General features: G+C 39.1%; 14 protein-coding genes. 6 read left to right on the top strand and 8 right to left on the bottom strand.

The annotated features are described in order from the left end of the window. The first annotated feature begins 1 nt into the window (after position 1). The 3 genes from CSC79_RS04825 (at position 2) to CSC79_RS04835 (ending at position 2,737) form a co-directional block, all read left to right on the top strand. A complete protein-coding gene (locus tag CSC79_RS04825; protein ID WP_180270386.1) occupies positions 2–1,045 on the top strand; it encodes a LicD family protein in 1,044 nt (347 codons plus the stop codon). Next, complete coding sequence (locus CSC79_RS04830; RefSeq protein ID WP_099294606.1) at positions 1,042–1,515, top strand: adenylyltransferase/cytidyltransferase family protein; 474 nt, start codon at positions 1,042–1,044, stop codon at positions 1,513–1,515. The genes CSC79_RS04825 and CSC79_RS04830 overlap by 4 nt, the downstream gene beginning before the upstream one ends. A gap of 274 nt (positions 1,516–1,789) precedes the next feature. Continuing rightward, entirely contained in the window at positions 1,790–2,737 is a 948-nt protein-coding gene (locus CSC79_RS04835; protein ID WP_099294609.1) for an ion transporter, read from the top strand. A 115-nt stretch (positions 2,738–2,852) separates the two neighbouring features. On the opposite strand, the gene CSC79_RS04840 is transcribed toward CSC79_RS04835, so the two are convergent. Genes CSC79_RS04840 through CSC79_RS04850 form a run of 3 tightly spaced genes read right to left on the bottom strand, consistent with a single transcriptional unit; the run spans position 2,853 to position 7,999 of the window. Next, positions 2,853–7,307 (bottom strand): EAL domain-containing protein, encoded by a 4,455-nt coding sequence (locus tag CSC79_RS04840; RefSeq protein WP_237113960.1) that lies wholly within the window; start codon positions 7,305–7,307, stop codon positions 2,853–2,855. 57 nt (positions 7,308–7,364) lie between these two features. Beyond that, on the bottom strand, positions 7,365–7,793 hold the full coding sequence (locus tag CSC79_RS04845; protein WP_099294613.1) for a GNAT family N-acetyltransferase: 429 nt from the start codon (positions 7,791–7,793) through the stop codon (positions 7,365–7,367). 2 nt (positions 7,794–7,795) lie between these two features. Beyond that, positions 7,796–7,999, bottom strand: coding sequence for a DUF3283 family protein (locus CSC79_RS04850; protein WP_099294615.1), 204 nt, complete (start codon positions 7,997–7,999; stop codon positions 7,796–7,798). 354 nt (positions 8,000–8,353) lie between these two features. Here CSC79_RS04850 and CSC79_RS04855 point away from each other — a divergent pair, with 354 nt between their 5' ends. Next, positions 8,354–9,010, top strand: a complete 657-nt coding sequence (locus tag CSC79_RS04855; protein WP_099294846.1) for a transporter substrate-binding domain-containing protein — start codon at positions 8,354–8,356, stop codon at positions 9,008–9,010. Here CSC79_RS04855 and CSC79_RS04860 read toward each other — a convergent pair. The 4 genes from CSC79_RS04860 to zntR all read right to left on the bottom strand — a co-directional run bounded on the left by CSC79_RS04860 (position 9,007) and on the right by zntR (position 12,192). After that, positions 9,007–9,249 (bottom strand): DUF1289 domain-containing protein, encoded by a 243-nt coding sequence (locus CSC79_RS04860; RefSeq protein ID WP_099294617.1) that lies wholly within the window; start codon positions 9,247–9,249, stop codon positions 9,007–9,009. The genes CSC79_RS04855 and CSC79_RS04860 overlap by 4 nt on opposite strands. A 96-nt stretch (positions 9,250–9,345) precedes the next feature. Beyond that, entirely contained in the window at positions 9,346–10,479 is a 1,134-nt protein-coding gene (locus tag CSC79_RS04865; RefSeq protein WP_099294619.1) for a 1-acyl-sn-glycerol-3-phosphate acyltransferase, read from the bottom strand. Positions 10,480–10,640: 161 nt separating this feature from the next. Continuing rightward, positions 10,641–11,795: an SO_0444 family Cu/Zn efflux transporter gene (locus CSC79_RS04870; RefSeq protein WP_099294621.1), complete on the bottom strand. Its 1,155-nt coding sequence runs from the start codon at positions 11,793–11,795 to the stop codon at positions 10,641–10,643. Continuing rightward, positions 11,782–12,192: a Zn(2+)-responsive transcriptional regulator gene (zntR, locus tag CSC79_RS04875; protein ID WP_180270389.1), complete on the bottom strand. Its 411-nt coding sequence runs from the start codon at positions 12,190–12,192 to the stop codon at positions 11,782–11,784. The genes CSC79_RS04870 and zntR overlap by 14 nt, the downstream gene beginning before the upstream one ends. 361 nt (positions 12,193–12,553) lie before the next feature. Here zntR and CSC79_RS04880 point away from each other — a divergent pair, with 361 nt between their 5' ends. Together CSC79_RS04880 and CSC79_RS04885 are read left to right on the top strand one after the other, a co-directional pair. Further along, positions 12,554–13,498, top strand: a complete 945-nt coding sequence (locus CSC79_RS04880; RefSeq protein ID WP_099294625.1) for a D-2-hydroxyacid dehydrogenase — start codon at positions 12,554–12,556, stop codon at positions 13,496–13,498. Between the two features lie 165 nt (positions 13,499–13,663). Next, positions 13,664–14,047, top strand: a complete 384-nt coding sequence (locus CSC79_RS04885; protein WP_099294627.1) for a DUF3192 domain-containing protein — start codon at positions 13,664–13,666, stop codon at positions 14,045–14,047. Between the two features lie 12 nt (positions 14,048–14,059). Here CSC79_RS04885 and CSC79_RS04890 read toward each other — a convergent pair whose 3' ends face one another. Beyond that, positions 14,060–14,995 (bottom strand): diguanylate cyclase, encoded by a 936-nt coding sequence (locus CSC79_RS04890; RefSeq protein ID WP_099294629.1) that lies wholly within the window; start codon positions 14,993–14,995, stop codon positions 14,060–14,062.

Consider the following 14,995-nt stretch of genomic DNA (forward strand, 5'->3'; position numbering starts at 1 on the left):
ATTGAGTACTATAATACATGCCGAGTTAATAAAGGCCGTTGAGTTATACCAACAAAACCAATATCAATTAGCGCGGGGGCAGTTTGAGTATGTACTGAGCCAAGATAACTCATGTTTGATTGCACATCGTTATTTGGCCGAAATCGCACTGATAGAAGGCACAGCAAAAAATCACATAAAATCATTGATAGCTTCCTTAGCGGCACACCCAACCTCAAGCGAGACTAGCCATACGCTAGGAATGTGTTATCAACAAGCACGCGAGCTGCCCCAAGCAGTTGAGCAATATCGCCATGCACTAGAGGTGCTGTTAAACACGCCACCTAATCATAGTTATAATTCAAAACCAAACGTTGAATTCGATACCGAAATACATGAAAGCTTACTATGGCAAACCCTTGCTCTTTTTCGTCAAGCAAATATTAAATCCTTTGCCACCGCCGGTAGCCTACTAGGCATAATACGCGAAGGCGCAATCCTGCCTTTTGATAAAGACATTGATATTGGGGTTGATTGGGGACAAATGGAGCAAGCCATTACACTTTTAAAAAGCCAAGGTTGGCATGAGCATATGCGATCCTATGATTTAATTAACCCTCGCAGCTTTGCCCACCCCGATGGAGTGACCATGGATCTTTGTGGCTTTGGCGTTGATACCGTCAGTCAGCGGACTATTTGCGGGCTTTGGATGAGTGATATTCCCTTTGAGTGGAACAGAATTACAGAGTATCCAACTATAAATTTAGTCGAAAAAATAACTCCCCATGGCAATGTATGGCATCTAGCCCAACCTGAACTAACGCTAAATGCACTTTATGGAGATTGGCAAACACCCGACCCACTTTTTGATACAATTTTATGTGCAAAAAACATTCGTTCATTTTCGTTATTAACCCAGTGCTTTGTGTATTCAAAACTTTATAAATTATGCCTAATGAGCGAATGGGGAAAATTAGAGCACACATTAAACCAACTTTCTTTTTTTGATAAACACGACATATTAATAAATAAACTCACCGATAAAGCCAAAAGTATGCAGACATGACTCTAAACTCAGAAAATAAAAGTAACCATAATACACGCTGCTTAGCCCTCGGTGTGTTTGACTTATTTCATATTGGTCATTTAAATTACTTAAAGTTTGCTAAAGCCCAAGGCAGTGAACTATTTGTTGCTGTTGCGCCAGATGACTTGTGCTTTGAAAATAAAAAAACATTTCCCATCATCAGCCAGCATGAAAGAATGACCATAGTAAGCGCATTGGCGATCGTGGATCATGTGGCCTTAGTACCAAGTCCAATTATAAAGACCCAGAGCGCTTGTAGGTGGATAAAAGCATGGGGAATTAATAAAGTAGTTGTTGGCGGGCAATGGCAAAACAGTGAGCGCTGGAATGAAGCTGCGAATGCATTACAAGCGCATAATATTAACGTTATGTTTGCACCACAAACCCCTGATATTTCGAGTACTGATATTAAGCAAAAAATAATCACATACTGCTCAGAGATTTTATAATGTGTATGCCCAAACCACCTCAAAATGCGAGGCTCTTTTGGAATTAAAAGGGGCTGCCATTATTAAAACGTATCATTGTTGCAAAGTAACGTCTTGACATTAAGCCACTGCGAAACGCTGAATTCTGTACATTGAGATCGTTTGGGTATATTTATATTCTAAATTAAAGATTTTTACGCTTAGCCACACAATATATTACAACGTAAAGTCGTATATTTTTTGCATATAATAACTAAAACTGAAACAACAATATTTTTGAACACACGGGTTTAATTTGAATAATTTACGTAAACGCACAGCTCTATTTTTCGAAGGCAACGGTGAATACCGTAAAGTGGGTCATTACATTGATGTATTTCTAGTATCATTGATCATGATAAATGTGGTTGCGATTGTGCTTGAGTCTGTAATCAGTCTAGCGCAGCAATATAAACATGAGTTTTTATTACTAGAGCTGATCTCTGTGAGTATTTTTAGCATTGAGTATTTATTAAGAGTGTGGTCATGTGTTGAGCGTATCGAATACACGAATATGAAATGCAGTAATTTAAAGCGCCGTATTAAATATGTCTTTTCACCATTGGCATTAATTGACCTTATAGCGATTCTACCCACCTTATTAATGTTTTTTATTACTTTCGATTTACGTTTCTTGCGGGTATTTAGACTATTACGTGTTTTTAAGCTCACCCGTTATTCGCGTGCTATGCAGCTACTCTTGCAATCATTTCGTGATGAAAGCAGCTCGCTTTTAGCTGCATTTTTTATCATGTCGGTGGTGCTTATTTTAGCATCATGTGGAATATACCTGATAGAGCACGACATTCAGCCTGATAAATTTGGTTCAATACCAGCAGCGATGTGGTGGGCAATGGCCACGTTAACAACGGTAGGCTACGGTGATGTTGTTCCAGTCACTCCTATGGGCCGCTTTTTCGGTGGCATGATCACTTTAGTAAGCATGGGCATGGTCGCTATTCCCACCGGGTTACTTGCCTCTAGCTTTTCTGAGCAATTACGAAAGCGCCGTTTAGATTTTAGTGATGCTGTACACGAGAACCTTCATGACGGTAAGCTCGACGATGAGCAACTTGAATACTTAGAAACCCTACGCATTAAACTGGGGTTGAGTAAACAAGAGGCTAATAAAGTCATAAAAGAACAACTCAATGTGCGAAACCAACATTTATATTGTCGTCAATGCGGCGCAAGACAAGATTGACCCTAATGAACGCATAATATGTACACAAAAGTCAGCAAGTGAATAAAAGTGCAGCCGGTTTCTATCGCCTGCACTTTTAACTTAAAAAGCTGTGAGTGTTTTTCAAATAGTAGATTTAGCTTTTATCTAATATACCGCCCCAGTCTTTATTCAGTAATGCTGCAACATCATCACCTGGAATAGGTTTACTAAACAGGTAGCCTTGGAACATATTACAGCCAAGTGCACGTAAAAAGTCTAACTGCTGTTTTGTCTCTACCCCTTCAGCAACACATTGCTTACCTAAGCTTTTTGCCAATGCCATGGTAGATTCAATAATCGCCTCATCGCCGTTATCTATTCCAATGTCTGTCACGAAACTACGGTCGATTTTTAGCACATCAATGGGAAAGCGTTTTAGATAAGTGAGTGACGCATACCCAGTGCCAAAATCATCCATATATAAACGACACCCGATGTCTTTTAATTTAAGCATGCTCTTTAACGCATCTTCTGAGTCATCCATTAATACCGACTCTGTTATTTCAAACACTACGGTATCGGGCTTAATATTTGCGCTTTTTAGGGCTGCGTTAATCTCATCCACAAGTCCTTTATATTCAAAGTCGAGTGCGGATAAATTAATCGATACGTATAAATCTGGGTTAATCAACTGCCATTGTTTTAATTCAATAAGTGCCCGAGATAATGTTTGTAACATAATCTTCGTTATCAAGCCTATGCTTTCAGCCACCAGCGCAAATTCTTGCGTTTCATACACCTCATTATCAGGCCAACGCAATAGTACCTCTAACCCTTCAACCTGCTGCTTGTTAGCATTTACGATAGGCTGATAATGATTGCAAAACTCGTGCTCTTTATAGGCTTTATTTAATTGTGATTCTAAATGTAATGCTCTTTGAACATGTACATTCATCTCCTGCTTATAAAATTGGTAGCTTCCTTCCGCGCTTTTTTTCGCATGATAAAGTGCAACATCACTAGCTTTAAGTAAACTTTTACTACAGTTAGCATCATCTGGGTAGATAGCAACACCAATACTTAAGCTCACATTTACGACTTGCTCGTTAATTAATATACCATCGTTGACGCTATTCATAATCTTAGCGCATAACAAAACCACTTCTTCAACATGCTCTATATCTTCGACTAAGAGCATAAATTCATCACCATTGAAGCGGGCTATACTGTCATTATTGCGCAATCTCGACTTAATGCGTTGCGCCACTAATTTAATTATAGTGTCTGCTGCCTCATGGCCTAAAGAGTCATTAAAATGTTTAAATCGCTTAATATTAACATTAAGAACGGCAACTTTTCTTTGGTGTGATTGAGCTTGCTCAAGAGCATGCTCTACGCGGTCATTAAAAAGTGTTTTATTAGGTAATCCAGTAAGGCCGTCATAGTTTGCTAACAAGAACAATTCATTTTCGGCCAGCTTTTGAGCATGTATGTCGGTTAAAATCACAACATAACTCCCAATACGATTATCATTACCCGCCACTGCGCTTATTTTAATTAATACATGACGTAACTCGCCACTTGCTAACCTAACCGTATCCTCAGCACTGTAATGCTCACCGATGTGTTGATCTTTCATTATCCGTATGTAGTTCATTCGCTCTGAACGGCTCATACCTAAATGTAAACTTCGGCTAGAGTTAAAATCAGTAGGAAAATCGAAAGCACTTTGTAATGCTTGATTCGTTGCTAAAATGCGCAGGTTCTTATCTAAAATAAATACCCAATCGCGGGTTTGCTCAAACGCAGCACCAAATAAGCGCGCATGCTCTTCAAAAACAAGTTCTCTTGTCATATTGGTATAAGTACCAGCCACCTTCTCAGGAGTACCACTTTGCCACGCCACTACTTTGCCAAAATCTTTATACCAGCGCCAGTTTCCAGCCTTGTGACGAAGCCGATACGTGCAGTTGAAGTAGCCTTTTTCAGTTGATAAGAACTCTAGCCACTCTAACCTAAACTTTTGTTTATCTTGCGGGTGAATTTTAGCTAAATACTCATCTAAATTAACTGTGTCAAACTCATAGCCTAGTTCGTTTTTCAATCTAGGTTGATAGATAGTGGGGTTCGATGATTGCCAATCCCATACGCCTGAGTGGCTTCCCTCTAGTGCTAATTTTAACCTAGCCTCACTTTCTTGGCTTTCCCTATGAGCGGCCATCAATATATGCTGAATACGATTTCTACGCATCACCCAGCCCGCAATAATCGCGAAAAAAGAAATAGCATAGAGAGCCATAAACAGTGGCGACCGCCATAATGGGTATTTAACTTCAATATCTAATGTGGCGGGGCGAGTAAAATCACCTGTTAATGGGTCTTTAGCCCAAATTTTTAGTTGGTAATTACCGGGGTTTAATTTTGGAAACAATACGCGGTTGTTGTTACGGGTATAAGACTTTTGCCCATCTGAGAGTTGGTATTCATACACAATTCGTTCTTGATAATTAAACGCCATAGCAGAAAACGCAATTTCTAATCCTATGTCATCGTGCTCTAACGTAACCTTTTTAATGGGCTGCTTTAAATCGACAGATAATTCACGTGACATAATGTCAATACTAGTCACATTAACACGATCAATTAAGCCATGTTTTGGACTATTGTCGTCAGGAAAAAAATATGTGATGCCTTTTAAAGTGCCATATACAATTTGCCCCGTTTTTAATCGGGTAAATGCGCCACTATTAAATTCGGTAGAAACGACCCCTTCAGACGCTGTAAACTGTTGAAAGTGCTTATTCTCAGGGTTCAAACGCCATATACCTTTATGGCTACTCATCCAAATCATACCTGATTCATCAAGCACCATATCGTACAACAAAGTACCCAATTGGTTTTTATCTAAATCAATTGTGTATAAAAGCTTGTAAGTACTAGCATCAAGGGCTATCAAACCAAAGTTTGAAAGCGAAATCCACAGTACATTATTTTTATCAACAATATAGGACATCACATTAACAGCTACATTTTCATGCTGCTCGGGAACCGTATATATTTTTGAAAGCGCGTACGTTTGAGGGTCTACATGGTACAAAACGCCTGCATTATAAAATAAAGGAGAGTCTGGCTTGGTAGATAGTGGTGGTAAAAAGCCATACGCTAAAAATGGTTCAAAATTCTCAAACTCACCTTTTAAAGGTGTAATAAGCTGACTCTCCACATTGTACATAAATACCCCGTGTTCAGGGTGTACATAAAACAACTCACCATTGGGCATAAGTACTGTCCCATGCACCCAACCTTGGATCAAGTGTTGTTGGCTGGGATCGTTTGTTTTGGCAGGTAAAATTTCATAACTATTGGGGTCAAAACTGAAGACTCCGCGGTTAGTGTGTAACCAGAGCTTATCTTTGTGCGCTTTTATTTTGTAAACGCTAAATTCAGTTGTAAATAAATCGACTTGATAATCTTTTAAAAACACCTCACTTTGCATCGTCGTTAAATCTACAGCAGTCAAACCGTTATGGGTAGCCAACCAAACACGCTCGCCATACTCAGCAATGCCCCAAATGGATGGGTGCGACAATCCATCACCTTTGATTTTGCTGGCGTCTAAGTTTTCAAAGGTATAGCTATCAAATGGCAAGTAAAAGGCACCATCACTTTTGGTTGCTACCCACATGGAGCCGTTTTCATTTTTTACAATATCAATGATACTGGTGTCGGATAAGGCGTAATTACTTTGTTGAATACGGTTATTCTTTTCAAGTTCACCGGTCTTTGCATTATATTTAAATAGCCCTTTATCTGTGCCTAGATCATACATACCTTGGTGGCTAATGATTTTCCAAATATTCAGGTTTGGCAATAATGTTCTATTTTTAAACGGGGTGTCTGGGCGTTCAAACATGCCTGGTAAGTCACTAATATCTACTTCATATAAACCGCGAACAGCTCCTACTAACAGTTTATTATTCTCAGCTAAAGCAAATGACTTAACGTAATTTTGATAAATATGATCGGGCTCGGCACTTAGGTGCTCCAAAGAACGGTATTGACCTGTACTGATTTTGTAAACGTAGGCACCATCACTTGTTGCGATGAAAATATAATCTTGGTAATGAAATAAATCACGAATGACGGTACTGCGAGTTCGTTCAGGCAGTTCAAATATCGTTTCAATCTTGCTTGTTGCTAAGTCTAATCGGGCAAAGTCCCAACCACGCCCTATCCATAACGATTTATCATCGGTGGCGAGCATACTGAAAACGGATTGGCTTAAAAATTGTTCCTCACTGACAGGCTTTGATAAAAACTGCTGATAACTATCGGTGACTGGATCATACCGAAATAATCCAGCTAATAAGGAGGCAATCCAAATATAGCCGTCAGGGTCTTGGTAAATACGATCAATAATGACTTCGTCCAGCTCACCATTAGGACCCGCAATATGAATAACTTGGTAGCCATCATATCGATTCAATCCCCCTTCTGTCGCCAGCCAAAGGTATCCATTATTGTCTATCAGCATTTTGCTAACGTAGCTTTGTGATAACCCTTCACTCGGCGATAAACGTTTTACTTTAGCGCCCACATCAAAGGCCATTCCAACGCCAATAGCGAACACTGTAAAGAGACATACTTTTAACCAGTTACCCATTCACTAACTCACATATTCTAAATTTTCATCTATTGAGCACTGCAAAGGGACAATATTGCGTTGCTCATACGCCTTGAAAAGAACCTTTAATGACGAAGGTAATGTTAACACAAAGTTAAAGCCAATTGACTGATAGAAATGAATTAAATTTTCATAAGCAAATGTATACACAACACCTTGTTGTGCAAAGGTTGCCTGCTTTATTAACGCAGATGCGACACCTTGTTTACGCCAGTGGGGTGCAACCAATACAGTGGATAAAAATAAATAGCCGCCGCGATTTTGCATACGACATGCTGCTATAATGTCAAAACCATCATAAGCAACCCAAACCGCATCCTGCCTGTTTGCTCGCCCTCTTGCGTTATGTTGAGCATAAAACTTATTTACAAGAGGGGTTTTTATCGAAGTTAATCGCTCAAATCTTGGCATTGTTAGTTATGCATTAATGCTAAATATTGTTCGAACTTTTGTTTTAAAAATGCCTGCTCGGCATTAGGTCGACTGTTTATAGTTGAATAAACATTCTCACGAGTCTTCTTACCTCTTTTAATTTGGTACGCCCAAAAGGAGGCCTCATAATCGAGTTGAATTTGATACTTTTGCTCACGAGGTAAAGAACACAAATTATATGCCATGATTGTCCACTACATTGAAACCTATATTGGCCTTAAGTATATACCCAAGCCACCCCAAGATACGAGCGTCGTTGGAATTAAAAGCGATTTAGACAAGGCATTGATTTTAACAATAGTGGTTCTATTATTAAAATCAATAACGCAGTATAAATCACTTTTAAACCAAGCCCCTGTGGAACGCTGAATTCTGCATCTTGAGGTGGTTTGGGTGTATCAAACTATAATAAATAAGTAGAAAGAGTCACTATCAACCTTGCACTTACGTTAATTTAAACGTAAATTAATGGCGATTTTTCGCCCCATATTGGAAACATATTGTTAAAATTTTATATTACTGCAATAATTGCGTGCTGCATGCTTTTCACTGCAGTAAGTTCAGCAGCTGTTCGCGCATTACAATTTAATCGCCCAGCGGACACCCCTCAAGCACGCTATGTTATTGAATTAATGTCTATCGCTTATGGCAATCTCGGTTATGAACTTCAGATAATCGACTTTAACCATCAGAGCGCTTTAGCTGCTGCAAATAACGGAATTCTGGATGGGCAGCTAGGGCGAATCAGCTCAATTTCTCAGCAATATAAAAACTTAAATTTAGTTAATTTCCCGTTATTTGAATTCAATTTGATCCTGTTAAAAAATTGCGATGAATGCAGCTTTGAGCAACTAAAAAACATTGCAATACAAGTGGGTTATCCTGCAGCAAAAAGCTATTTAGATAACAACCCATATATTGGCGAAGTTATCAGAGTAAAAAGTGTCACTGCACAGCTTAATTTATTAGCTCAAAAGAAGGTTGAAGGTGTGCTGCTGTTGGATTTTCTTTTAAACAGTAAACACCCTAGATTTGACTTATCAAGGTTTTCAACCGAAGCATTAATGCCTATTTATAGTTTTCACTTTTTGCATAAGCAACACAAAAATCTAATCCCTTTACTAGAACAGCAACTAATATTGCTTGAACAAGATGGTACGGTCAGCCAGTTAAGAAAAAAGCACCTAAGCCACTAAAAATCAAATCCCTTTTGTTCAGATTTTGTCGTTTCAGTGCTAGCCCGTTGCTTTTGTAAATAACGTTTATAACGTTGCTGGCATAACTCTATCACTTTCTTTTTTTGTGTATTGGAGAATGAGTTCCAAGAAAAGCGCTCATCTCGGCTGCGATAACATCCCTTACAATATCCCCTGTTATTGACCTCACATATTCCTTTGCAAGGGCTGGGAATTTCAAATATTTCAATTTGTTGCATTCGCAATACACTATTAATTCAATACTAAGTTTAGTATAGCCCGTTTTTCAACCAAAAAAAAAGCCGCTTAAATGCGGCCTTTCTTAAGTAATTTATTTATTTGCAGAGCTCATCATTATTAATTTCAGTTTTTCGATGAAAAGGTTTTGCGTACATAGCTGATACAAGCGATCTTAGTTCTTCAGGAACACGCGCCAGACGTTGTTCAAACGCTTGCACATCTTGTTTATCTATCACGGCTTGCTTGCATCCACCAGCAATGTAATTGCCTGGGTGTAAAAAGAATGAATCGACAATTTGTTTATCAATAGTTTTAGCTAATTGCTCTGGCGAATCACACTCTTGTGTTACAGGTTTTCCAAAGGCTAAATGTACATGTCCTTTTGCAGTACTAAACCCTTCTACAATACTTGCGATATCTTCACCAGCGGATTTTACATACTTACCATGATGCTGTTTATGGTAAAGCTCTTTCGCTTTGGCGATTGCACAGGGCTCATATTGGTACGAAATAGATACAGGAACTATTTTTAACTCGCGTATATATTCTGCAAACTCTTTCTTTTGCTTTCGCCCTTGCAGCTGTAGCATTTTCAATAAAGCAGGATCTGTTTGATCAAACCCATCTTTTGCACGCCCTTCTTTTTGAGCAATCCAAATAGAGTGGCCTTCATTCAACGAGTCATAAATATAGGCTGAAAGCTGAGAGAGTGCCTTAAGCATTTCTTTGGGGGCTTTTGCAGAGCGTTTAACTATAAAGCTTTTATTGAGTCGCATTAGCTCTGTGATATAGGGTATTTGTAATAAATTATCACCGATAGCAATGCGAACCGTTTTCATGTTGTGACTAAAAAGCCCCCAATTCACTAACGCAGGATCGAGCACTATGTCCCGATGGTTCGATATAAACAGATAGGATTGATTAGGATCAAGTTGATCTAAACCTGAAAAAGTTACTTCAGACGTTGTGCGCTTTACCAACATTTCTAAGTAATAAGCAACTTCTTGCTGAACTTGCTCTACAGACCTTACATCTCCCCACTTTTTTTGTAATTGACGTTTTACTAAAAAGCGAGCAACTAATGGAATCGTAGATAAAAATCGCGGTAGGTTGTATTTAGCTAACACATCTAAAAATGCATTATCATTAATTAAGCGCTCTACTGAAGCAGCTACTTCATCGTCATTATAAGGTCTAATATCGGCGTACTTGTCCACTAATTCACTCATTACTGCATCATATAAAATTAAAAAAACTGCGCGTAAAAATACGCACAGTTTAAATCAGATCTGGATTATAACTCAGGCTAACGAAAATGCGAACCAACTCAATATGCCACACGAGAAGTTGCTCGATAAGTTATCCATAAAAGTATATTTAGAACAAATAATTAAGCAATCCTCTTACCAGTTGCTGTGAATCTGGATATCGTTGCTTTTACCATCAAACGTAACATTAACACCATTAAGATCAGGCCACAAACCAAGCTAAACCAATAAGGCAAAATTTCATGCTCATGTCCTAACATAGGGCTTACCACAAAACCATACTGTGCCACTAGGTAGTCGGTTAAGAAACCAAAAGCGATTGCAACACCGATTACCCCAATTAGATACGCAGCCACAGCTCGTTTACCAAGCTCACTTGCTACCACTCCCAAGGTCGCCACATTGGTTGCAGGTCCTGCTAACATAAAAACCAATACTGCACCTGGTGCAACCCCACTAAGCAATAAACCTGCTGCTATCGGCGTAGAAGCTGTTGCACAGATATACATAGGAATACTAATTAAGATCACGATGAGCATGGCTAAAAGCCCACTTCCCCATTGAGTTAAAAACGACTCGGGAACAAACGTTTGTACTAAAGCGGCAAAAAACAACCCAATCATTAACCATGTCATTGTGTCTGACAGTAGTTTATTACAACTAAACTTTATAGCTTGCTGAATTTTCTGCCATTGTGTTGTCTTGGTAACTTGTTTACTTGAACAACAACTAGACTGCTTAGGTTTCGCTGAAGGCGGTGGTGCTGATGAACAACAAGATGTACTTTCTGGTTTAGGTTTAGGCTTATTCTTGCTTGCACAGCAACTTGCTTGTGAATTTGGCTCTACACTGACGTTACCAACTGTATTATTACTTCTTGTAGCATCACGCCCAACTAAAACCCCCGCAACAATAGCACTCGTGATAGCCGCTATAGGCCGTATAATTGCCATAAATGGACCCAATAGCACATACGATACGGATACTGAGTCAACGCCAGTTTCAGGCGTAGACACTAAAAATGCAGTGGTCGCACTTTTTGACCCACCAGCTCGACGCAACCCAATAGCGGCAGGTATCACTCCACACGAACATAAAGGCATAGGCGCACCTATTAAGGCAGCTTTTACTGTGGTCCAAAAGCCTTCTTTACCAAGGTGTTTATTTAAAAAATTAGCCGGTAAGTAAACATTTAATACGCCAGCGATAAATAACCCCAACATGAGCCAAGGCGCTGACAAAAGAAATAGTTGCCAAAAATTATTAATTAAGTCCATCTAAATCCTCCAAAGTCGATAAGATTGAGCAATTATCTGCAGGCTCTTCTCCCCCGCAACACGTCTCAGCCAATATTGTCAACGATTGATGAAAACGATTAAGTTCCTCAATCCGTGCAGCAACTAAATCACGTTTTTGCACCGTTAACTCTTTCACTTCGCTACACGAATGTTGCTGCTTGTGAAACTTTATTTGCAATAACTCTTTTATTTCAGCCAAACTAAAGCCAACATTTTTAGCCCTTAATATAAATCTCATTTGCCTCAGCTGCGAATGAGAATAGACTCGATAGCCTGTACTGGTTCGCCTAGCAGGCATTAACAACTTATGTTTTTCATAGTACCTTAACGTATCTGTACTTATACCAAGCTGACTTGCAAATTCGCCTATTTTCATCATTGTCTCCACAAATAAGTAGTGGGCTGGCTAGATATATACCCAAACCACCTCAAGATGCGAGTTTCAGTTGGAATTAAAAGCGATTTAGGCAAGGCATTGATTGCAAGTAATAGTGGTTCTACTGGTAAAATCAATAACGCAGTATAAATCGCTTTTAAACCAACCCGCTGGGCGTTTCACAGGCGCTTACTCTCATCGTTATTACTTTTTAAAAGGGGTTGCCATTGTTGCAAAGTAACGCCTTGATATTAAGCCCCTGTGAAACGCTGAATTCTGCATCTTGAGGTGGATTGGGTATACTATAAACCTTAGAGTACACACTAAGGTCAAGCATTTAAATTGATTAAAAGGAAAATATATGAATATAACATTACTTGACTCAGCCACACTGGCACAAACTCCTCTAACGCCTTTTGAATCACTTGGGAATTTCACTCATCATCCTTTAACAACACCCGAGCAAGTTTTACAACACAGCGCTGGCGCAAATGTATTAATCACCAATAAAGTAAAATTGAATCGTGAATCAATGCGTATGTTGCCTGATCTAAAATTAATTTGCGTAGCAGCAACTGGCACTAATAATATAGATCTCATCGCAGCAAAAGAGCTAGGGATCGCTGTGACAAACGTGGCTGGTTATTCTACCCCCTCAGTCATACAACATACATTCACGCTCATCACCAACTTACTAGGACAAACACATCGCTATTCCGCTGACTGTAAACAAGGACTGTGGCAAAAAAGCCAAATGTTTTGCAGGCTTGATTACAACATCAATGAAATTGCAGGTAAAACGCTGGCAATCATTGGTCATGGTGCTTTAGGTGAAGGTGTTGCAAACGTTGCCAAAGCGTTTGGCGCCAATGTAATTGTGAGTGAACGTAAGAATCGCTCACCACGAGAAGGAAGAGTCGAATTTTACCAAGCAATCAAATCGGCTGACATTATTAGTATTCATTGCCCTTTGAATGATGACACTCTCAACCTAATTGGTACTGAAGAGCTAATGATGATGAAGCCTAATGCACTCTTAATAAATACAGCTCGAGGCGGTATTGTAAACGAGGCACAGCTTTGTGAGGCGCTTGATAACAATGTAATAGCAGGAGCTGGTTTTGATGTATTAACTAATGAGCCTGCACAGTCAACTAACCCATTAGCAAATTACAAAAAAGATAACCTGATTCTTACCCCGCACATTGCTTGGGCGAGCAAGGAGTCTATTATCCGCCTAGTGAATGAAATCTGTTTAAACATTAACGCATACCGCGAAGATAAACATAGAAACAGGCTAGTCTAATTGACCAAACTTTAGCTTTTTATACCAAAGTGAATAGTGTGAATACTCACCCATCATTCCTTTAAATTTTAAGATATTAATTTTAAAGGAATTTTAAAGTTGGCCGATTATTTGCTATAACTAATCAAATTAAAGAAAAACGTAGTTAAACTCAGGATTTTAAAAATGAAAAAGTTAATGTTAATTGCCGCTTTGAGCGCTCCATTTCTTACAGGTTGTGTTATCGCTGTATCAGACGGCGAAGCCGAAACCCACTGGGCTGGTGATTCATCGAGCAGCTGGGAAAAACACCATAAAAACAATCGTGAAACTATCGCTAACTTAGCACTCGATAGCAGCTACCAAATGGTGCTAAACCGCCTTAAAACACCGAACTTTACCGAGCTATTAAAAAAAGATGACGATGTGTACCAAGTGTTATTCTATGCTACACACAGTATTCATTCTGATGGAAAAATGACTAAAGATGAGTGCACCCCTTTGGTGTTTAAAAATGACAAACTAATCGGTGTAGGCGATACACTATATAAATCATTAAGTCATAACTAAGTTCACTCTCAATTAACGGACAAAACTGCGGGCGATGATTTTATCTCTCCCGCAATTTTTTGCTTCATACAAACCTGAATCGGCTTCCTCAAGAAGTTGTTTTTCAATATTTTTTACTAATAATGTGTCGGCTTGAGGATTTTCAATCTGTGTTGTTGCAACCCCTAAGCTTATAGTGACGTGATCAGCGTTAAGCGACTCGTTGTGAGCAATGTTAAGCAATTTAATAGCATCACGAAGTTTATTAGCAAATGCTAAAGCTTGTTCTTTATTAACACCAGGCAAAACAGCAGCAAATTCTTCTCCGCCGTAGCGTGCAACAAACTCCCCACCACGTTGGCACTGGTTGGCTAATGTTTGCGCCACTTTTTTAAGGCATTCATCACCAGCCCTATGGCCATAGTGGTCGTTATAACGTTTAAAGTGATCTATGTCGGCTATAATAACTGACAATGGTGTATGATTTCTGACACTGCGACGCCACTCACTGCTAAGTGTTTCGTCTAAAAACCGCCTATTTGGGATCTCCGTTAAGCCATCAATAGCAACCAGCATTTCTAACAAATCGTTTTTTTGCTTAATCAACAATTGGTTCTTTACTCTGGCTTTCACAACAACGGTACTAAAAGGTTTTGTTATGTAGTCCATCGCACCTAACTCAAACCCTTTTGCTTCATCATCATGACTGGTATTAGCAGAAATAAAAATAACAGGAATAGCTTGCGTGGCTTGATCTTCTTTTAATCGACCCAACACTTCATACCCATTTAAACCCGGCATGACAATATCAAGTATAATCAGATCAACAGTATTGGATTTTAAAAAGTTAAGCGCCTTTTCACCATTCTCTTGAGAAAATACGTCGTATTCATTGGCCAGCGTTCTTTCTAATATTAACCGATTAAGCGGAGCATCATCAACGATGAGTATTTTCGCTTTTTTCAACAT

This window comes from Pseudoalteromonas sp. 3D05, from assembly GCF_002723455.1.
Taxonomy (GTDB): domain Bacteria; phylum Pseudomonadota; class Gammaproteobacteria; order Enterobacterales; family Alteromonadaceae; genus Pseudoalteromonas.